Source organism: Luteimonas sp. J29 (genome assembly GCF_000472505.1).
Lineage (GTDB): Bacteria > Pseudomonadota > Gammaproteobacteria > Xanthomonadales > Xanthomonadaceae > Luteimonas.
Map to the genome: position 1 here is coordinate 49,753 of NZ_AWZR01000014.1, position 18,902 is coordinate 68,654.

Below are 18,902 nucleotides of genomic sequence, written 5' to 3' on the forward strand. Positions count from 1 at the left end.
CTGGTAGCGCTAACACGAACGACGCCTGCGAGCGTCGCACCGCCGCCATCCGGGAGGATCCATGCCCAAGCCGTCCAGCGCCCCGCGCGCGCTCCGTTTCCGCCGGCCGTCGCTGCGGCGGTCCGCACTGTTCGTCCTCGCCGCCGTCCTGGCCTTCACCGCGCAGGCGGCGCCATCCGGCGGACCCTACGGCCCCATCCCGCAACGCTACGAAGTGCCGCAGGAGGGCAGGGTGTACTTCGTCGCGCCCGACGGCGATCCCGCGGCGGAGGGCAGCAGCCTGCAGCGGCCGACCACGATCGAATCGGCGATCGCCCGCGTGGTCACCGGCGACACCATCGTGCTGCGCGGCGGCACCTACCGCACCGGCGGCCTGCAGCTCAACCAGGGCATCACCATGCAGCCCTACCTCGACGAGGTCCCGGTGCTCAAGGGCACGCGCGTGGCCACGCAGTGGGAGGCGCTGCGCGACAACGTGTGGCGGACGAAGTGGGACCGCCTGTTCCCGGCGCGGCCGCTGGCCTGGTGGCGGGTCGAGCGCGAGGGCATGCGCACCCCGCTGCACCGCTTCAACAACGACATGGTCTTCGTCGACGGCCGTCCGCTGCTGTCGCAGGGCTGGCCCGGCGAACTGGGCGAGGACGGCTATTACATCGACTACGACAACGGCTACGTGTACGTCGGCGTCGACCCGGCGGAGCACGAGATCGAGATCACCGCGCACGACATCGCGCTGCACCGCCCCTCGCGCGAGGTGCACGGCAAGCCGTCCGACGGCAAGGGCCCGACCATCCGCGGCCTGACCTTCACCCAGTACGCGTTCCGCGCCATCGACATCGAGGACCGCAAGCCCTCGACCGGCCCGAACGACGAGCCCACCGACGACCCGGTGGGCATCTCGCCGCGCAGCGAGCACGGCAAGCAGGTGGTGGGCACCACGCTCGAGCACGTGACCATTACCCACACCTCGCGCGTGGCCGGCTACTTCCGCGGCGACAACCTCACCATCCGCAACTCGCTGATCAGCGACACCGGGACCGAGGGCATCTACCTGATCGGCTCGTCGGGTTCGCTGCTGGAGCGCAACATCGTCCGTCGCAACAACGTCGAGCGGCTGACGGGCTACTATCCGGCGGCGGTGAAGATCTTCAACCAGTCCTACGACGTGGTGGTGCGCGACAACCTGATCATCGACCACCCGCATTCCAACGGCGTGTGGTACGACGTGGGCAACGTCGACGGGGTGTTCGTCGACAACTACGTCGAAGGCACCCAGATCGGGTTCTTCTTCGAGATCTCCAAGGGCGTGGTGGCCGCGGGCAACGTGTTCGTGGACAACGCGCAGGGCATCCGCGTGCTCAACAGCTCGAATGCGCGCGTGTACCACAACACCTTCTACAACTCGCCGGTGCTGTTCGACCGCGACGGCCGCAGCGCCACCGGCGACCTGTTCGCCTGGCATCCGGCCACCGGGCCGGACGTGGACGAGCGCGAAGGCCACGTGTTCGAGCGCAACCTGCTGGTGGCGGGGGAGGGCGTCGACGGACCGCTGCTGGAATTCAGGCAGGCGCCGGCGCTGTGTGGCCGCCTGACCCGGCCCATGGCCACCCGCGTGGACGACAACGTGTACGTGCGCGGCGCCAGCGACGAACCGCTCGTCGGCTGGGGCCCCGTGCGCGGCGGCACGGACTGCCAGGCCGGCTACGCGGACCTCGACGCGTTCCGCAGGGCGACGAAGCTGGAGGCGAACGGCGTGGCGATCACCTCCGGCCACGGCTCGCCGTTCCGCAGCATCGAACTGCGGCGCTTCGACCTGGCGCATGTCCCCGAAGGCGTGCATCCCGCGCCCGTGCCGGAGGAAGCGGCCCAGGTCCTCGGCTGGAGCGGCGACGCACTTCCCGGCGCGTATCCGGCGGCAGCGGAGTAGCGTCGCCACGCTGCCTCCTGTCCCCGTTTCGCGCGTTCGGGGAAGGGAAAAGCGCCGCCCGACTCCCTGCAAATGATCGCCCTCCCCCGCGAGCGGGGGAGGGACGGGGTGGGGGCAAGCGCCGGCATCGATTCCACACTCCGCCCGGACATGGCGCGCACGTCACGCCCGTGCGACACCGCGGGGACGAGGATGGCGGCGAACGCGACTGGAGCCTGCCATGTCCGACGTGCCTGTGACCGCGGAGGTCTCGAACCACAAGCTGGCCGCCGTGTTTCCCGACGCCCGGGCGGCGCGCGCCGCCGCCGACGCGCTGTGCCGCGACACCGGCCTGGCCAAGGCCCAGGTCAAGGTGGTGACGCCGGGCTCGGCCGACGTCGCCATCCGGCTCGAACCCGAAGGCGGCGGCATCTGGCGCACCATCCTGCGCGCCCACCTGCGCCTCGGCCTCGCCGGCGCCGCGCTCGCCCTCGTCGCATTCGCGCTGTTGTACCTGTCCGGGGTCCCCTTCGTCGTCCAGTCGCCGGTCGCCGCCGCGCTGGCGCTGCTGTTCTTCGGCACCGTCGCCGGGCTGCTGCTGGGTGGACTGGTGTCGCTGCGGCCCGACCACGACCGCTACGTCCACGCGACCCGCGACGCGATGCAGGCCGGTCGATCCACGGTGGTGGTGCACGCGCTGTCGGCGGAACAGAACGCGCACGCGGCGGATTTCCTGCGCGCGCGCGGCGGCGAGGTCACCCGCACGCTCTGAGGCGCATCCGGCGCCCGCGGGCTACCATGCGCCGGTCCCCGGGCAGGAGCGCCGATGTCGTCGCCACAGCGTGATCCGTATCCCGACGCGCTGCGCGCCGGCGCGCTGCTGGTGGTGGTGCTCGGGCACTGGATCGCGACCCTGCCGCGCCTGCACGACGGCCGCCTGGCGCAGACCGAGCACCTGCTGGCGACCTGGGACAACGCGGCCATGCTCACCTGGCTGGTGCAGGTGGTGCCGCTGTTCGTGTTCGTCTCGGCGGCGGTCAGCGCCGAAGGCGTGGCGCGCCGCGTCGGCGTCGCCGGACCTGCGCGCTGGTGGGCCGCGCGCGCCCTGCAGCTCGCCCGGCCGACCGTGACCTACCTCGCGGTGCTCGTCGCGCTCGCCATCATCGCGCTCGCGACGGGCGGCCGGTTGCTCGACCTGTTCGACCAGTCGCTCACCGTGCACCTGTGGTTCCTGCTGATGCTGCTCACGGTCCAGGCGCTGCTGCCGTGGAGCCTGCGCATGGACGAACGCTTCGGCCTGGGCGCGGTGCTCGCGCTGGTCGCGGCGGCCGCGGTACTCGACGTGCTGCGCGCAGGCATCTCCCATCCTGCCGACCTGGCGACGCTGGGGAGCCGCGTTGCCGGGCGGCCAGCGGGGATCGCGTGGCTCAACATGCTGGTGGTGTGGCTGCTGCCGCAACAACTGGGCATCGCCTGGCGACGCGGGCGCTTCGGCGGGCCGTCGGCAGGCATCGCGCTGATCGCGCTCGGCGCGGCGTGGCTGGTGCTCGCCATGGCCAGCGGCTATCCGGTGGCGATGGTCGGCGTGGCGCTGGCGGGCAACAACATGCTGCCTCCAACCCTGGCCCTGGTCGGGGTGATGTGGCTGCAGGCCGGCGCGGTGCTGGCGTTCGAGCCGCTGGCGCGCCGCCTGCTCGCCCCTCGTGCGCCGGCGCGCGCGATCGCGGTGCTGGGCGCGCTCGGCATGCCGCTCTATCTGTGGCACAAGCTGGCCGAGCTGCCGGCGGCGTGGCTCGGCGAGCGGATCGGCCTGCCGATCGACGCCGGGCTGCCGGGCGAACCCGGCTTCTGGCTGGGCCGCGCATGCTGGATCGCACTGTGCCTGCTGATGGTGGCGCCGGTGATCGCCGCCGTCGTCCGCTTCGAACTGCGCCGCGAGCGCGACGTGCCGGCCACCACGCGCGGCCTGTCGATCGCGATCGGCGGCGCCTGCCTCTACGCGGCCCTGGCCGCGGCCCTGGTCGGCGGCGTGTGGCCCGGCGCGGTGGTCGCGCTGCCGGCAGTTATGATCGCGTCCTGGCAGTTGCGCGCCCGCGGTGGGCGCGCCGGGCAGGAGTCCGAGCATGCGAACTGAACCTTGCGCCCGCCTGCGTCACTGGTGGATCGCCGCCTGCCTGCTGCTGGCGATGCTGTCCGGCTGCCGGACCCTGGAACCGGCGCCTGCGCCGGCGCTGCGGGTCATGTCGTTCAACGTGCTGGTGGCGCGCGACATCGAAGGCCCGGCCCGGTGGTCGGGGCGCCGCGACGCGCTGGTACAGGTCATCGCCGACGCCGATCCGGACCTGATCGGCACCCAGGAGCTGCTGCGCGAGCAGGGCGAATTCATCACCGCTCGCCTGCCGCAGTACGCCTGGTTCGGCCACGGCCGCCGCGGCGACAGCGCGGACGACGACGAGCACATGGGCGTGTTCTACCACCGCGAACGGATGCGCCTGATCGACTCCGGCCACTTCTGGCTGTCGGACACGCCCGACGTGCCCGGCAGCATCTCCTGGGGCACGAAGTACCCGCGCATGGTGACCTGGGGCCTGTTCGAACGCATCGCCGACGGCCGCCGGCTGTACCTGTTCGACACCCACATGCCGTACCGGGACGAGGACGCCGGGGCGCGCGAACGCAGCGCGGCGCTGATCCTGCGCCACATCGCCGGACTGCCCGCCGACGTGCCGGTGGTGCTCGTGGGCGATTTCAACGACAGCCCGGGCAACCCGCCGCACCAGGCCCTGGCCGCGATGCTGGAGGACGCGTGGGAACGCGCGCCGGTCCGCTCCGGCCCGGAAGGCACCGGCCACTGGTTCTCGGGGCAGGCCGAGCGCCGCCTCGACTGGGTGCTTTACCGCGGGCTGCGTCCGCGCAGCGTCCGCCACATCGACGACGCCATCGACGGCGTGCTGCCGTCCGACCACTACCCGGTGCTGGTCGAGTTCGACTGAGCCCCCGGCGCCGCGCCCTCGGGCGTCCAGGCGACCACGCGATTGCGGCCGGCCGCCTTGGCCCGGTACAGCGCCGCGTCGGCCGAGCGCATCCAGGCATCGAGCGTGGCGTCGCGCGCCGAGGCGGCCGCGACGCCGAGGCTCAGCGTGCACGACACCGCTTCATCGTCGAACCGCAACGCGGCGGTCTCGCGGCGGATGCGTTCGGCCACGTCCAGCGCCTGGGCCAGGGTGGCGTCGACCAGCAGCAACGCGAACTCGTCGCCGCCGTAGCGCCCGGGCAGGTCGCTTTCGCGCACGCATTCGCGCAGCAGTGAGGCGATCCGCTGCAGCACCGCGTCCCCCGTCGCATGGCCGTGGCGGTCGTTGATCTGCTTGAAGCGGTCCACGTCCAGCAGGACCAGCGCCGCGGGCTGGCCGCTGCGCTGGAAGCGGGCCAGCGCCTCGCCGGCCACCTGCTCGAAGTAGGGGCGGTTGGCGACCTGCATCGCCGGGTCGGTGCGGTTGCGGCGCTCGAGTTCGCGGTTCTGCACCCGGATCCGCTGGCCGAGGCGGTTGGTCACCACGCACAGCGCCACCGTGTAGATGAACAGGAACGGGATGCTCAGCAGCAGCGTCCGGTCGGAGGTGTGCGGCTGGAACGGGAAGCCCAGCAACGCCCAGGTCGCGAGGAAGGCACCCAGCAGGGCCAGGGTCGTGCGCTTGGCCAGCGGCCAGCCGCCCGCGGCCACCTTGTCGGCGATCGCCATGGTGACGAACAGGGCCGTGGGCCCGATGGCCAGCGCCAGGACCGCCGACCAGGCGCCGGAGGCCGCGGCATCGCCCGCCAGGCAGCGGAACTGGGCCCTGGCCGGCTCGCGGGCACGGCGGCACAGGCAGTTCGCGACCAGGGGCCAGACCAGCGAATTCAGGGCCATGATCGCCCAGAAGGGCCACCCGGCGCCGCGCTCCTCCAGCACCGAGGCGACCGGCAGGGTGCACAGGAGCGTGCCCAGCACCCGCATGCGGTGGATCCGGCGCACGAACTGCAGGTCGCGCGCGCGGCGCTCGGCCACGGTCGCGAATCGCGGGTCCGGCAGGGAGGGCGTGCGGCTGGTCACGCCCCGGTATCGGCCGGGTCCGCAATTCCTGAACCCTCGGGTTCGTTAAACCACTGGAGGGCCGCGTCCGGCCCGGTGCCCGGTTTGCGCCGTCGCCGCCCGGCCGGTATCGTGGACACACGTCCACGCACCGTGTGTGGTCCCGGTGCATCAGATCGGACGTCATCCCCCTCTTTCCCAAGCATCCAAGGAGGATCTCCATGGAGATCAGTGCTGCGCGCGTCGCCAGCATCCACTACACCCTGACCGACGACGAAGGCCGGATCATCGACCAGTCCTCGGAAGGCCGGCCGCTGCACTACTTCCATGGTGCCGGCAACATCATCCCGGGCCTCGAGAAGGCGCTGGCCGGGCGCCAGGCGGGCGACCGGGTGCAGGTCGACGTCGCCCCCGAGGAGGGCTACGGCGTGCGCAACGAGGCCCTGGTGCAGGACCTGCCGCGCCAGGCGTTCCAGGGCGTGGAGCGCGTCGAGCCGGGCATGCAGTTCGAGGCCCGCACCGAGCGCGGCCCGCTGCTGGTCACCGTGGTGGAAGTGGACGGCGACCGCGTGCGCATCGACGGCAACCATCCGTTGGCCGGGCAGACCCTGCATTTCGACGTGAGCGTGGTCGAGGTGCGCGAGTCCACCGAGGAAGAGAAGCAGATCGGCCGGGTGGCCCAGCGCTGAGCCGCCTCAGCCGCCGCTGAAGTCCAGCAACGGCCCGGCCGGGACGATCCCGGTCGGGTTGATGTGGCGGTGGCTCTGGTAGTAGTGGCGCCGGATGTGGTCGAAGTCGACCGTCGGCGCCACCGCCGGATGGGCGTACAGGCGCCTGGTGTACGCCCACAGCGCCGGGTAGTCGACCAGCCGGCGCACGTTGCACTTGAAGTGCCCGTGGTAGACGGCGTCGAAGCGGAGCAGGGTGGTGAACAGGCGCCAGTCGGCCTCGGTCAGCCGCCCGCCCACCAGCCATTGCTGGCCCGACAGGCGCTGCTCGAGCCAGTCCAGGGTCTCGAACACGACCGCCACCGCCTCGTCGTAGGCCTCCTGGGAGGTGGCGAAGCCGGCCTTGTACACCCCGTTGTTGAGGCCGTCGTAGACGCGCCGGTTGACCGCGTCGATCTCCCCGCGCAGTTCCGGCGGCGAGTAGTCGCCCTCGCGCGCGCCGACCCCGTCGAAGGCGCTGTTGAACATGCGCAGGATGTCGGCCGATTCGTTGCTGACGATGCAGCCGCGCGCCTTGTCCCACAGCACCGGCACGGAGACGCGGCCGGTGTAGGCCGGGTCCGACTTCACGTAGAGCTGCCAGAGGGTCTCGACGCCGAACAGGGGATCGGGCACGACGCCGGGGCCGGGGCGGAAGGTCCAGCCGTCCTCGGCCATCAGCCAGTGGGTGACCGAGAGGCCGACGATCTCCTGCAGGCCCTTGAGCTCGCGGAAGATCGTGGTGCGGTGGGCCCAGGGACAGGCGCGCGACACGTAGAGGTGGTAGCGCCCGGGTTCGGCGCGGAAGCCGCCTTCGCCGGTCGGGCCCGGGCTGCCATCGGGCGTGATCCAGTGGCGGAACGCGGAGTCGGGCCGCCGCAGGCGTCCCCTGGCGTCGGTGAGCCCCTTGCCCTGGGGGGTCCATCGGCCGTCGACCAGCATGCCCATCTCGGTTCCCTGACGTTCGCGTGTGCCGCCAGTGTGCCGCGCCGGGCGTCGACCGCGCGTGCCGGGCGCGGAACGGCGCGTTGCGACGGGCAGGGCGGCGGCAGAGAACCATCGGCACCGTCAGTCGGCGACGTGGGTGTAGCGCTCCTTCAGTCCGGCCACGGCGCGGCGCAGCCAGGCATCGGCGGATGCCTTGCCATCCCGGTCGACCCGGCGACCGTACTCCGCGCGCAGGCCGGCGACGAGGTCGTCGAACTGCTGCCTGCTGAGGGTGCCTTGCGGCGTCTGCCCGCTGTCCGGTGCCTGCCGCGCCGGTTCGGCACCGTCGTCGTGTCGCGGCCGGGTCATCACGTTCGCGTGGTGGTAGGCGCCGACCGCGTCGACCAGCGGCGCGTCCTGCGCGCTCGCGCCAGGCGCGGCCGCCCCCAGCCCGATCATGCCTGCCGCCAGCCACAGCGGATGGCGTCCGATCGCCATGCTGCCGCACCTCCCCCGAAGTCCGTCGGCAAGGATGGCCCCGACGGCGTGAACAGCGCATCGCCATCGCAGCCACCGTCCCCCCTCCCACGACACACCCCGTAGGAGCGGCTTCAGCCGCGACCCCCGCCACCCGCCCCCGCCCGACGCCCGACGCCCACATTCATGCCATCGCCCCCTCTCACGGGCTGCCCCAGACGAGACGGCAACCGGCCGCCCCGCCGACCGAAAAGGTAGGCGGACACAACCACCCATGCCCTTTGGCCCGGGTCCGGACCGGATGCTCCCGGCTATGCTGGCGCCCGCCAGACGCCGCGCGCGCGGCAAATCAAACCTGTAATCAATTGTTTGGAGCACTATTGTGAAGAAGAATCTCCTGTTCGCCGCGACCGCCCTGGCGCTGGCGCTGTCCGTTTCCGCCTGCAGCCGGCAGCCGGCCGCGACCGGCGAACGGGAGGCCAGCCAGGCGGCGCAGCACAGCGCCATCGAGGCGCCGCGCTACGGCCACTGGGGTTTCGACGTCGACGGCATGGACCGCAGCGTGCGTCCGGGCGACGACTTCTTCGCCTACGCCAGCGGCAACTGGGCGCGCACCACCGAGATCCCGGCCGACCAGTCCAGCTACGGCAGCTTCCGCGTCCTGCGCGACCTGTCCGAGGCGCGCCTGCGGGCCCTGGTCGAGAGCTATCCGAAGGACGATCCGTCCACCGGCGACGCCGCCAAGGTCGCCACCCTGTACCAGGACTACATCGACGAGGCCGCGATCGAGGCCCGCGGCGACGCACCGCTGCGCCCGCTGATCGCCGAGCTGCGCGATGCCGCCGACAAGGAGGCGCTGGTGCGCGCCAGCGTCGCCGACGGCTTCGGCGGCGGCCTGTTCCGGCTGACCGTCTCCGACGACCAGCGCAACCCGGACGTCTACACGCTGTACCTGTCGCAGGCCGGGCTGGGCCTGGGCGACCGCGAGATGTACCTGCGCGACAACTTCGCCCCGCAGCGCGAGCGTTACCTTGAATATGTCGCCCAACTGCTTGAACTGGCAGGGTGGGACAACCCGCAGGACGCCGCGGAGAAGGTTCTGGCGTTCGAGACCCGGATCGCGGAGGCCCACTGGACCCGCGCCGAAAGCCGCGACCGCGACAAGACCTACACCCCGGTCAAGCTGTCCGAGTTCGAGGCCAAGGCCCCGGGCTTCCCGTGGGCGGCCTTCTTCGAGGGCAGCGGCCTGGGCCACGCCGAGCTGGCCGTGGTCCGCCAGGACACCGCGATCCCGAAGATGGCGGCGGTCTTCGCCGAGACCGACCTCGACACCCTCAAGGCCTGGCAGGCGGCCGAACTGGTCGACTCCCTGGCCCTGATGCTGCCCGCGCGATTCGCCAGCGCGTACTACGAGTTCCGCGAGAAGTTCATGTCCGGCCAGCCCGAGCCGCGCGAGCGCTGGAAGCGCGGCGTGATGTTCGTCGAGCGCGTGATGGGCGAGGCCATCGGCCGCGACTACGTGGCCCTGTACTTCCCACCCGACGCCAAGGCCAAGATGGACGAGCTGGTGGCCAACGTGAAGCTGGCCATGGGCGCGCGCCTGGAGGCGCTGGACTGGATGTCGCCCGAGACCAAGGCCGAGGCCCGGGCCAAGCTCGAGGGCTTCGGCCTGAAGATCGGCCATCCCGACAAGTGGCGCGAATACGACGGCCTCGAGGTGGTGCCGGGCGACCTGGTCGGCAACGCGCTGCGCGCCCGCCGGTTCGAGTGGGACTACCGCCGCTCGCGCCTGGGCAAGCCGGTGGACAAGGACGAGTGGGGCATGACCCCGCAGACGGTCAATGCCTACTACAGCCCGGTCAAGAACGAGATCGTGTTCCCGGCCGCGATCCTGCAGCCGCCGTTCTTCGATCCGGACGCCGACCCGGCGGTGAACTACGGCGCCATCGGCGGCGTGATCGGCCACGAGATCATCCACGGCTTCGACGACCAGGGCCGCAAGTCCGACGGCAAGGGCCTGCTGCGCGACTGGTGGACCGCCGAGGACGCGACCAAGTTCGAGGCCCAGGCTGCGAAGCTCGGTGCGCAGTACGAATCCTACGAGTTCCCGCAGCTGCCGGGCCTGCACATCAACGGCCGGGTGGCGATGGGCGAGAACATCGGCGACCTGGGGGGGCTGACCATCGCGCTCGAGGCCTACCGCCGCTCGCTGGACGGAGCGGAGGCGCCGGTGATCGACGGCTTCACCGGCGAACAGCGCTTCTTCCTGGGCTGGGCCCAGGTCTGGCGCACGCTGTGGCGCGACGACGCGCTGCGCCAGCAGCTGGTCAACGGCACCCACTCGCCGGGCCAGATCCGCGCGTTCGCGCCGCTGCGCAACATCGACGCCTGGTACGACGCGTTCGAGGTGAAGGAAGGCGACCCGCTGTGGATCGCGCCCGAGGAGCGGGTGCGGATCTGGTAAGTCGCTGCGGCGGGGATGCCCCCACCCCAACCCTCCCCCGCGAGCGGGGGAGGGGGTTGTGGCTGACCGAAGCGGTTCCCTCCACGAGCGCCACGTCCCTCTTCCTCCCCCGCTTGCGGGGGAGGGCCGGGGAGGGGCGCCCTTTCCCCCGGGCCCGCCGCCCGCGCAGCCACGCCCACCTGCCACCGCCGCCCGCATTCCCCTATCGTGGCGCCTCGCACTCCGTCCTCCGTTTCCCAGGAACCCCCGATGATCCAGCGCATCGACGCCGGCCCGCGCATGTCCGAGGCCTGCATCCACAACGGCGTGGTCTATCTCGCAGGGCAGGTGCCCGAGACCGACGGCGCCGACATCGAGACCCAGACCCGCGAAGTGCTGGCGGCGATCGACGCCCTGCTGGCCCAGGCCGGCAGCGACAAGCGCAGGATCCTGCGCGCCCAGATCTTCCTGGCCGACATCGCCGACTTCGACGGCATGAACCGCGCCTGGGACGCCTGGGTCGAGCCTGGCCACGCACCGGCGCGCGCCACGGTCGAAGCGAAGCTCGCCCGGCCGGAATGGAAAGTCGAGATCGTGGTGACCGCGGCGGTCTGATCGCTTCTTCCCGCCGGCTGCTTTTCTCCCTTCCACGAAGCCGATGTCTCCCTCCCCCGCTTGCGGGGGAGGGCCGCGGTGGGGGCGACGTCCGTCGCGGCTGATCCTGCCCCCATCCCAACCTTCCCCCGCAAGCGGGGGAAGGGGCGCTCGCGTGCTGCCGTCCAGCCGCGTCACCGTGTCCGCTTCGTCGTTCCGCTGACATCCGTTCGTCCCACGAAGCCGATGTCTCCCTCCCCCGCTTGCGGGGGAGGGCCGGGGTGGGGGCGACGTCCGGCGCGGCTGATCCTGCGCCCATCCGACCCGCCGCAAGCGGGGGAGGAGCCGCGTCGCCCTGCCGCGCCCGACCGACGCTGTCGAACGATTGAGCCCGCGGGTCGCGGCTGAAGCCGCTCCTACATGCGCACCTCCTGCAGGAGCGGCTTCGGCCGCGACTTCCAGGGCGCGCGCACCTGGCACTCACGCGCGCTTCGTCCGCGCCCCGCCACACTGCGCGCCATGGAGGCCCAACCGCGCCGCCTTGGCGGCCTGCTGTTACTGCTGCTGGTCGCGCTCGCCACCTGGGCGCTGTGGTCGGGCGCGCTGCGCGTGCCCGAGCGCTGGAATCCGTGGGCGCCGCTGCGCATCGACGAGGCGCCGAACCTGCTCACGCGCTTCAAGCTCGATCGCACCGCCGGCGACCGCGACGCCTGCCGCGCGGCGCTGGCCCGGGCCGCGCTCGGCGCGACGCCGCTGGAGGACCGGGTCACCGGCGACGGCTGCGGCTTCGACAACGCCTTCCGCATCGCGCGCACCAGCGTGGCGGTGGGCGAACCCTTCGCCCTGAGCTGCCGCAGTGCGCTGGCGCTGGCGATGTGGGAACGCCACGCGCTGCAGCAGGCGGCGACCACGCACCTGGGCAGTCCGGTGGCGCGGATCGAACACTTCGGCTCGTACTCCTGCCGCAACCTCTACGGCCGCGAGGGCGGCCGGCGCAGCCGCCACGCCACGGCCGACGCGTTCGACATCGCCGGCTTCGTGCTCGAGGACGGTCGCCGGGTGCGCGTGCTGGGCGACTGGGCAGCGGGCGACGATGCCTCCGCACCCGAAGCGGCGTTCCTGCGCGCGGCGCGCGACGGCGCCTGCGACTGGTTCGACGTCGTGCTCGGCCCCGACTACAACGACGCCCACGCCGATCACTTCCACGTCGATCGCGGCGGCGGACGCCTGTGCCGCTGAGCCCGGCGGGGCTCAGGCGTCGGCGCGCGGATCGCCGATCATGCGCAGGTAGGCGCGCAGGTTGTCGGGCCGGTAGCGGGGATCCTCGTCCCAGCGCCTGAGCACGCTCGGATGCAGCGACTGGGTGGGATCGCGCCCGGTGGCCGTCTTGCCCTCCGGCGTGTTCACCACGCCGATCACGCGGTCCTTGCCGGGCGTCAGCCGGTACAGCCCCGTCTTCGAATCGTGCGGCGTCGCCATGGGGTCCGGGTTGAGCGCATGGGTGGCGTCGACCTCGGCGTCGATCGCCAGCCCCGCCACCCGGGCCCGACCGCGCATCCACTCCAGGGCGATGTCCGACAGGCCCGATTCCTGCGGTGGATAGCCGCCGCCGATGTCGCTGTGCACGCCGCAGAACCAGACCTGTTCGACCACCTGTCCATCCTTGGGCTGGTAGGCCCAGATCGCAGGCTCGAACGGCGCCCGCCGTTCGTCGATGGCCAGTGCGTGGCACGCGTGCTGCACGATGCCGCTCAGCTCGACGTCGTGGAACTTGTACTTGTGCGCGGTGAGCGAGCGCAGGCCGCGCACCGGGATGCCGAGCGCGCCGACCGTGTCCCACACGCCCATGAAGCGGATCGGGACCGGTTCGTTCCCGGTCACCGAGCACTCCTTGCGGAAGGCCTGCGCCGGGCCGTCGTCGGGGTGGTGGTCGTCGCAGTACAGCGAGATCGCTTCCCGGTAGCGCCGCGCATGCCGCAGCCGCAGGATGCCGCACTTGCGGATCATGCCGGCGAGGCTGCGCGCGGTGTAGGCGCCGCGGCTGAAGCCGAACAGGAACAGCTCGTCGCCGGGCTCGTAGTTGAGCACCAGGAAGCGGTAGGCCTCGTAGAGGTTGTCGTCCAGGCCGCGGCCGAAGGCGCCGCCGGTGAGCTTGTCGAGCGAGCCGCCGGTGCCCACGCCCTGGTCGTAGAACACCAGCTGCGGCATCGTCCCGGCGCGGCGCGCGGTGCGCAGCGCCAGCTTGATCACGTTGGTGGGGCAGGGCTCCCCGTTCTTCTCCTGGTCCGCGCTGTTCCAGGTGCCGTCGCAGAAGATCGCGATCCGTTTCATGTCGTCCATGGGGGCAGCGGCGCGGGGGCGCCGTTGCACCGGACTACGCTGCGGACGGGCGAAGGCGGACAGCCGCGCCGGTCGCGCACCCGGGTCAGGCGGGGGGCGTGAGTTTCAGCAGGCGCCCCGGGTTGGCGTCTTCCAGCAGCCAGATCGCGCCGTCCGGCCCCTGTTCGACCTCGCGGATGCGCTGGCCCATGGGATAGCGGCGGTGCTCGGTGGCGTTCGTGCCGTCGAACCGCACCCGGATCAGCGCCTGCGAGGCGAGGCCGCCGATGAACGCCTGGCCGCGGAAGGTCGGGAACAGGTCGCCGGAGTAGATGATCATCCCGGACGGAGCGATCACCGGCGTCCACCAGGCCTTGGGCGCCTCCAGGTCGGGTCGCGTGCTGTGGCCCGGGATCGGCGCGCCGCCGTAGTGGTTGCCGTTGGAGACCAGCGGCCAGCCGTAGTTGCGCCCGCGCAGGATCAGGTTGAGCTCGTCGCCGCCCTCCGGCCCCATCTCGTGCACCCACAGCCGGCCCTGGGCGTCGAAGGCGATGCCGAGCATGTTGCGGTGGCCCAGGGTCCACACCTGCGCGGCGACGCCGCCCTGCGCGAAGAAGGGATTGTCGGCCGGCACGCTGCCATCCTCATCGAGGCGGATGATCTTGCCCAGGTTGGTGCCCATGTCCTGGGCCGGGTCGAACTTCTGCCGGTCGCCGGAGGTGATCCAGAGCTTGCCGGACGCGTCGAACGCCAGCCGGTGGCTGAAGTGCCCCTGGCCGGTCACCTTCGGCACCTGTTCCCAGACCCGCGTGACCTGCGACAGGTGGCCGCCGCCGGCCGTGTCCAGCTCCAGCCGCGCATGCACCACCACCGCGCCGTAGTTCGAGCCGCTGCGCTCGATGTAGCTGAGGTAGATGCGACGATTGCCGGCGAAGTTCGGGTGCAGGATCACGTCGCCCAGGCCGCCCTGGCCGCCGACCGCGACCGCGGGCACGCCGCTGACGGTGCCGATGCTGCCGGTCCGCACGTCCACCAGCTTCAGCTGGCCTGCCTTCTCGGTCACCAGCGCCCGCCCGTCGGGCAGGAAGGTCATCGCCCAGGGCTGGTTGAACGTGGCCACCGGCGTGCGGACGAAGGGCGGATCGGGCTCGACCACGCGGCGCCGCGGGCCGGGCCCGCCGGTCCCGCGCTCGACGTCGGCGGCACGGCTCGTGGCCCCGGCGGGCGCCCGGGCCGCCGGCGTCATCGCGGCCGGCGCGGAATCTCCGGCACGCACCGGTGGCGCGGCGCGGCGCGTGGACAGGATCGGCGGCGGTGCGGCGGCCGTGGCCGTCGCCTCGCTGGCGGCGGTCTTCGCCGGCGCGTCTTCCACGTCGTCGTCGCAACCGGCGACCAGCAGGAACGCAAGGGCGAGGCTGGCGAGGGAGATGCGCATCCGTGGCTCCGGGTCGGGGGAAGGGAGGCCGCGCGCGAGCGCCATGCCCGCCCCGATGCTTCCAGTAACCCGGGCCCCGTTATCGCCACGTGAGCCGGGAGCGCCGCGGCCCCCACGCCGCTCAGCGGTAATTCTGCAGGTGCAGGAATGCGGCCACGGTCGCCACCACCACGCCCGCCACGAGCAGCGCGACCGGCATCCAGTCGGCCGCGTCGGCAGGCAGCAGCCAGGTCGCGACGCCCGCGACCGCGGCCGCCGCCAGCAGTGCCTTGCCCGCGTACGCGTTGGCCGGATACCAGATCTCCGGGCTGGACCGGGTCAGCGGCGTGCGGAACCCGTACAGCGCATTGGGCGGTACCCGGCGCAGGACCAGCGGGACGCTGAGCACGGCAATGAGCACGCACGCCGCGATCACGAAGAACCGGACTTCCATCGCACCTCCTCGATCCACGCCGCTGCAGGAGCGGCTCCATCCCCGACCGCCTGCAACCGCGGCCGCCACGCCCGCCACCTTGGCCGCTCCCACCGTCCCCATCCCGCACCATGCGGCCTCATGGCGGAGCCGCGGGCAGGGCCACCGGGCAGCGGCCCTCAGGGAACGAACCGCCGTGCGCCAGGATGCGCATCGGGATGGTGTCCCATCACGGCGTCCTTGTGGACGTCGCAGACGAAGCCCGACTCCTGCCCGTCGTGCGTCCCCAGGTGCGCATGGTCGCGGACGCAGTCGGCCAGCGCGAACGCCTCGCGGATGGCGTCGGCGGGCAGGATGCAGTCGAAGTACACCCATTCCCGGCAGTCCTTCGACCAGGGCGTGCCGCGGAAGGTCTCCTCGATGCCGGCCGCGGCGATGGCCTGCTCGAGGCGGATGAGGTGTTCGCAGGTCATGTGCGTTCCCGCTCAGGTGCCCGCTGAGTCGGCCCCAGGGCCCATGGCTGACCGCCCGGTGCGGCGTCCACGCCTCGCCGTCCTTCTTCCAATTGTGCGGGAACCCGAAGTGGTCGAGGGCATGCCCCCGGGCGGCGATGCAGGCGGTCGACGCCGCCAGGGCAGGGGATCGCCGGTACGCGCATGCGGTGCTCTCCATGGACAATCGATCAACCACCTCGCCACGCCCGGGATGTCATGGCGCCGGGACGGCGGCCGCCTGCGTGGCCATCCAGCGCTCCAGTTCCGGTGGCGCCATGGGCCTGGCGAACCAGTATCCCTGCGCCACGGGGTAGCCCTGGGCCTGCAGGATCCCGTTCTGCGCGGCGGTCTCCACGCCTTCGGCGACCACCGTCAGCCCGAGGCTGGTGCCGATGCCGAGGATGGCGGCGCTGAGCGCGCGCGCCGTGGGCGCATGTTCGAGGTCGGCGACGAAACTGCGGTCCAGCTTGAGCTCGGAGATGGGCAGGCGCCGCAGGTAGCTCAGGCTCGAATACCCCGTGCCGAAATCGTCCATCGACAGGCGCACGCCCTGGGCATGCAGCCGCTCGACCGTCTGCAGGGTCGAGCCGTGGCTGTCGAGCAGGATGCCCTCGGTCAGTTCCACCACCAGGTCCGGCGCCTGCAGGCCATGCCGCTCCAGGGCCTGGGCCACGAGGGCCGGCAGTTCCAGGCTGTGGAAGTTGGACGCCGACAGGTTCACCGACACCGCCGGGATCGCCAGCCCGTCCCGGCGCCACTGCGCCAGCTGCCGGCAGGCCTCGTCCAGCAGCCAGCGGGCCAGCGGGCCCATCAGGCCGCATTCCTCGGCCAGGGGAATGAAGCGGGACGGCGGGATGGCCCCCAGCTCCGGATGCTGCCAACGCGCGAGCGCCTCGAGCCCGCGCAGGCGTCCGGTGGCCAGTTCCACCTGCGGCTGGTAGTGCAGCTGCAGGCCGCCGGTCTGCAGCGCCTCGCGCAGCGCCTTTTCCAGGGCGATGCGTTCCTCGGCCGCGCGGCTCAGCTCGGGGCTGAAGAAGCCCACGCGCCCCGGTCCGCCCGCCTTGGCCTGGTGCAGGGCCATCTCGGCGCGGTGCAGCAGGCTGGCCATCGCCGTGGCGTCCTGCGGATACATGGCCACGCCCATGCCCACGCTCAGGTCCACCTGGGTCCCGGCGAGCCGCAGCGGCTGCATCAGGTGGGTCTGCCAGCGCTCGATCAGTCCGTTGATCTCGTCGTCGGCGCGCAGCGGCGCCGCGACCACGAATTCATCGCCCGGCAGGCGCCCGGCCACGCCGCCCTGGCGCACCAGTTCGCGGATGCGCGCGGCCACTTCCCGCAGCAGCGCATCGCCGGTGGCGTGGCCGAGGGAGTCGTTGATGTGCTTGAAGCGGTCCAGGTCCACGTACACCACGGCGACGCGCTGGCCGTTCGCCTGCGCGGTCTCCAGCAGCTGTGCCACCTGGGTCTCGAGCAGGCTGCGGTTGGGCAGGCCGGTGAGCGCGTCGTAGAACGCGAGTTCGCGGATGCGCTGGCGCGCCTGCTCGCGTTCCATCGCCAGCGCGCACAGGTCGGTACACGCCTCCACCAGCTGCTCGTGGAAGCGGGACGCCACGAACGGCCCGTTCTCGCGGTAATAGAAGGCGAACGTGCCCAGCACCTTGCCGTCCTTCTGCAGGATCGGCGTGGACCAGCACACGTTGAAGCCCAGCGGCAGGATCAGGTGCTTGAAGTCCGCCCACAGCGGATCGGTCGCGATGTCGGTGACCAGCACCGGGGACTTGCGCCAGGCGGCGGTGCCGCACGAGCCCACGTTCGGGCCGATCTCCACGCCATCGAGCTGCGAGGAATAGCTGAAGGGCAGGGAGGGACTGGCCAGGGGGTGGATCAGTCCCTGCTCGTCGACCTGCAGGATCGAGGCGCAGACCTCCGGCGCCAGGCGCTCGACTTCCTCGCACACCACGTCCAGCACCTGCATCAGCGGCAGGTCGCGCGCCAGGGCCTGCAGGGCGCGGTCGTGCAGCACCTCGTGGATCTTGGTCTTGGTGATGTCCAGCAGCACCGACACCGTGTAGGCCCACTGGCCATCGGCATCCATGACCGGATTGCAGATGATCTTGCTCCAGTAGCGGCGCCCGCCCTTGCCGGTCACCACTTCCTCGAGTTCCGCGGGCCGGCCCTGGCGCAGGTCGCCGCGGATGCGCTCGAACAGGTCGACCGGCGACTGCCGCACCAGCAGTTCCAGCATCTTCTGGCCCTGCATCTCGCGCAGGGTCCAGCCGAACATGCGATGGAAGCCGGCGTTGCTGTAGATCACCCGGGATTTCGCGTCGGTGATCACGATCGCCGCGTCGGTGGTGTCGGCCACCAGCGACAGGCGCCACAGCTGGTCCTGGCGGGCCGGTCCGGTCGGCTTGCCCGCGGCGACGTCGGTGGCCACCATCAGGATGCGGGTGACGGCCCCCTCGCTGTCGCGCAAGGGCGCATAGACCACCTCCAGCCAGCAGGAGCTGCCGTCGCTGCGCACCCGCTCGACCACGCCCGAGAACTCGTGTCCCGCGCACAGCGACTGCCACATGGCCTCGCAGGACGGGCTCCCCGCCAGCCCTTCGGGGCACAGCTGGGCATGCCGCAAGGTCCCCACCTGCGCCGGCGCCAGGCCCAGCAGGGCCTGGAACCGGGCATTGGCGCAGGCCAGTGTTCCGTCGGGAGCGAATTCCGCGAACGCCATCGCCTCGCCGGGTATGTCCCTACTTGGTTCCAGCTGCGGGACGGACCCGGACTGGCTGGCGGAGGAGCGGGGCATGCAAGCGACTCCAATCTGGCGGCGGGCCGGGGGCCGGCGGCGCGAATCCTGGTCGCACCCGTGCATGCACTGGGCTGACCTGAGTATGGAACTTGTAGCCGATCAGGCAGTGAGTCCGGGGTGAATGGTATCGGGTTCCGACCAGTTCCGGCGAACGGTCGCCGGGGGTTTGTAGCCATGGGCGCTGTGCGGCCGCTGCTCGTTGTAGAACTGCCGCCAGCGTTCGATCAGCACCTTCGCTTCGGCGCGGCTGCGGAACCATTCCCGGTTCAGAAGCTCGTCCCGAAGCTTGCCGTTGAAGCTCTCGACGAAC

Annotated in this window: 17 protein-coding genes; 8 read left to right on the forward strand and 9 right to left on the reverse strand. The window is 71.8% G+C overall.

What is annotated here, in order from left to right:
- Nucleotides 1-61 precede the first annotated feature (61 nt).
- The 4 genes from LUTJ29_RS0114150 (at nucleotide 62) to LUTJ29_RS0114165 (ending at nucleotide 4,899) form a co-directional block, all read left to right on the forward strand.
- Nucleotides 62-1,927: a right-handed parallel beta-helix repeat-containing protein gene (locus tag LUTJ29_RS0114150; protein ID WP_084524901.1), complete on the forward strand. Its 1,866-nt coding sequence runs from the start codon at nucleotides 62-64 to the stop codon at nucleotides 1,925-1,927.
- Nucleotides 1,928-2,147: 220 nt separating this feature from the next.
- Nucleotides 2,148-2,678, forward strand: coding sequence for a hypothetical protein (locus LUTJ29_RS0114155; protein ID WP_027073079.1), 531 nt, complete (start codon nucleotides 2,148-2,150; stop codon nucleotides 2,676-2,678).
- A gap of 54 nt (nucleotides 2,679-2,732) precedes the next feature.
- Entirely contained in the window at nucleotides 2,733-4,040 is a 1,308-nt protein-coding gene (locus LUTJ29_RS0114160) for an acyltransferase family protein (RefSeq protein ID WP_027073080.1), read from the forward strand.
- Nucleotides 4,030-4,899: an endonuclease/exonuclease/phosphatase family protein gene (locus LUTJ29_RS0114165; RefSeq protein WP_043741582.1), complete on the forward strand. Its 870-nt coding sequence runs from the start codon at nucleotides 4,030-4,032 to the stop codon at nucleotides 4,897-4,899. The genes LUTJ29_RS0114160 and LUTJ29_RS0114165 overlap by 11 nt, the downstream gene beginning before the upstream one ends.
- Here LUTJ29_RS0114165 and LUTJ29_RS17675 read toward each other — a convergent pair.
- Entirely contained in the window at nucleotides 4,872-5,999 is a 1,128-nt protein-coding gene (locus LUTJ29_RS17675) for a sensor domain-containing diguanylate cyclase (protein ID WP_051323049.1), read from the reverse strand. The two genes, LUTJ29_RS0114165 and LUTJ29_RS17675, sit on opposite strands and share 28 nt — an antisense overlap.
- Nucleotides 6,000-6,199: 200 nt before the next feature.
- Here LUTJ29_RS17675 and LUTJ29_RS0114175 point away from each other — a divergent pair, with 200 nt between their 5' ends.
- Nucleotides 6,200-6,667 (forward strand): peptidylprolyl isomerase, encoded by a 468-nt coding sequence (locus LUTJ29_RS0114175; protein WP_027073082.1) that lies wholly within the window; start codon nucleotides 6,200-6,202, stop codon nucleotides 6,665-6,667.
- A 6-nt stretch (nucleotides 6,668-6,673) separates the two neighbouring features.
- Here the strand turns inward: LUTJ29_RS0114175 and LUTJ29_RS0114180 are convergent, their stop codons facing one another.
- The gene (locus LUTJ29_RS0114180) at nucleotides 6,674-7,633 is read right to left on the reverse strand and encodes a glutathione S-transferase family protein (protein ID WP_027073083.1); all 960 of its coding nucleotides are present in this window, start codon (nucleotides 7,631-7,633) and stop codon (nucleotides 6,674-6,676) included.
- 120 nt (nucleotides 7,634-7,753) lie between these two features.
- Nucleotides 7,754-8,110, reverse strand: coding sequence for a hypothetical protein (locus LUTJ29_RS18220; RefSeq protein ID WP_027073084.1), 357 nt, complete (start codon nucleotides 8,108-8,110; stop codon nucleotides 7,754-7,756).
- Between the two features lie 361 nt (nucleotides 8,111-8,471).
- Here LUTJ29_RS18220 and LUTJ29_RS0114190 point away from each other — a divergent pair, with 361 nt between their 5' ends.
- From LUTJ29_RS0114190 to LUTJ29_RS0114200, 3 genes are all read left to right on the forward strand, one after another.
- Complete coding sequence (locus LUTJ29_RS0114190; RefSeq protein ID WP_084524902.1) at nucleotides 8,472-10,553, forward strand: M13 family metallopeptidase; 2,082 nt, start codon at nucleotides 8,472-8,474, stop codon at nucleotides 10,551-10,553.
- Between the two features lie 249 nt (nucleotides 10,554-10,802).
- Nucleotides 10,803-11,147: a RidA family protein gene (locus tag LUTJ29_RS0114195; protein ID WP_027073086.1), complete on the forward strand. Its 345-nt coding sequence runs from the start codon at nucleotides 10,803-10,805 to the stop codon at nucleotides 11,145-11,147.
- Nucleotides 11,148-11,645: 498 nt separating this feature from the next.
- A complete protein-coding gene (locus tag LUTJ29_RS0114200; protein ID WP_043741628.1) occupies nucleotides 11,646-12,365 on the forward strand; it encodes an extensin family protein in 720 nt (239 codons plus the stop codon).
- Between the two features lie 12 nt (nucleotides 12,366-12,377).
- On the opposite strand, the gene LUTJ29_RS0114205 is transcribed toward LUTJ29_RS0114200, so the two are convergent.
- The 6 genes from LUTJ29_RS0114205 to LUTJ29_RS0114230 form a co-directional block, all read right to left on the reverse strand.
- Nucleotides 12,378-13,457: a DUF2235 domain-containing protein gene (locus tag LUTJ29_RS0114205; RefSeq protein ID WP_027073088.1), complete on the reverse strand. Its 1,080-nt coding sequence runs from the start codon at nucleotides 13,455-13,457 to the stop codon at nucleotides 12,378-12,380.
- A gap of 94 nt (nucleotides 13,458-13,551) precedes the next feature.
- Nucleotides 13,552-14,880, reverse strand: a complete 1,329-nt coding sequence (locus LUTJ29_RS0114210; protein WP_051323050.1) for a PQQ-dependent sugar dehydrogenase — start codon at nucleotides 14,878-14,880, stop codon at nucleotides 13,552-13,554.
- A gap of 121 nt (nucleotides 14,881-15,001) precedes the next feature.
- Nucleotides 15,002-15,313 carry an SdpI family protein gene (locus tag LUTJ29_RS17685; RefSeq protein WP_043741587.1) on the reverse strand — a complete coding sequence of 104 codons (312 nt, stop codon included), beginning with the start codon at nucleotides 15,311-15,313 and terminating at the stop codon, nucleotides 15,002-15,004.
- 158 nt (nucleotides 15,314-15,471) lie between these two features.
- On the reverse strand, nucleotides 15,472-15,765 hold the full coding sequence (locus LUTJ29_RS0114220) for a hypothetical protein (protein WP_027073090.1): 294 nt from the start codon (nucleotides 15,763-15,765) through the stop codon (nucleotides 15,472-15,474).
- A 235-nt stretch (nucleotides 15,766-16,000) separates the two neighbouring features.
- Nucleotides 16,001-18,514 (reverse strand): EAL domain-containing protein, encoded by a 2,514-nt coding sequence (locus tag LUTJ29_RS0114225; RefSeq protein WP_232221227.1) that lies wholly within the window; start codon nucleotides 18,512-18,514, stop codon nucleotides 16,001-16,003.
- A 177-nt stretch (nucleotides 18,515-18,691) separates the two neighbouring features.
- On the reverse strand, nucleotides 18,692-18,902 hold a 211-nt coding region (locus tag LUTJ29_RS0114230; RefSeq protein WP_156911581.1), incomplete at its 5' end, for an integrase core domain-containing protein.

What these genes read in the sequence shown, in the direction of transcription:
- LUTJ29_RS0114150 (WP_084524901.1), top strand. Translation starts at nt 62, where the DNA reads ATGCCCAAGCCGTCCAGCGCCCCGCGCGCGCTCCGTTTCCGCCGGCCG.
- LUTJ29_RS0114155 (WP_027073079.1), top strand. Translation starts at nt 2,148, where the DNA reads ATGTCCGACGTGCCTGTGACCGCGGAGGTCTCGAACCACAAGCTGGCC.
- LUTJ29_RS0114160 (WP_027073080.1), top strand. Translation starts at nt 2,733, where the DNA reads ATGTCGTCGCCACAGCGTGATCCGTATCCCGACGCGCTGCGCGCCGGC.
- LUTJ29_RS0114165 (WP_043741582.1), top strand. Translation starts at nt 4,030, where the DNA reads ATGCGAACTGAACCTTGCGCCCGCCTGCGTCACTGGTGGATCGCCGCC.
- LUTJ29_RS0114175 (WP_027073082.1), top strand. Translation starts at nt 6,200, where the DNA reads ATGGAGATCAGTGCTGCGCGCGTCGCCAGCATCCACTACACCCTGACC.
- LUTJ29_RS0114180 (WP_027073083.1), bottom strand. Translation starts at nt 7,633, where the DNA reads ATGGGCATGCTGGTCGACGGCCGATGGACCCCCCAGGGCAAGGGGCTC.
- LUTJ29_RS18220 (WP_027073084.1), bottom strand. Translation starts at nt 8,110, where the DNA reads ATGGCGATCGGACGCCATCCGCTGTGGCTGGCGGCAGGCATGATCGGG.
- LUTJ29_RS0114195 (WP_027073086.1), top strand. Translation starts at nt 10,803, where the DNA reads ATGATCCAGCGCATCGACGCCGGCCCGCGCATGTCCGAGGCCTGCATC.
- LUTJ29_RS0114200 (WP_043741628.1), top strand. Translation starts at nt 11,646, where the DNA reads ATGGAGGCCCAACCGCGCCGCCTTGGCGGCCTGCTGTTACTGCTGCTG.
- LUTJ29_RS0114205 (WP_027073088.1), bottom strand. Translation starts at nt 13,457, where the DNA reads ATGAAACGGATCGCGATCTTCTGCGACGGCACCTGGAACAGCGCGGAC.
- LUTJ29_RS0114210 (WP_051323050.1), bottom strand. Translation starts at nt 14,880, where the DNA reads ATGCGCATCTCCCTCGCCAGCCTCGCCCTTGCGTTCCTGCTGGTCGCC.
- LUTJ29_RS17685 (WP_043741587.1), bottom strand. Translation starts at nt 15,313, where the DNA reads ATGGAAGTCCGGTTCTTCGTGATCGCGGCGTGCGTGCTCATTGCCGTG.
- LUTJ29_RS0114220 (WP_027073090.1), bottom strand. Translation starts at nt 15,765, where the DNA reads ATGACCTGCGAACACCTCATCCGCCTCGAGCAGGCCATCGCCGCGGCC.
- LUTJ29_RS0114225 (WP_232221227.1), bottom strand. Translation starts at nt 18,514, where the DNA reads ATGGCGTTCGCGGAATTCGCTCCCGACGGAACACTGGCCTGCGCCAAT.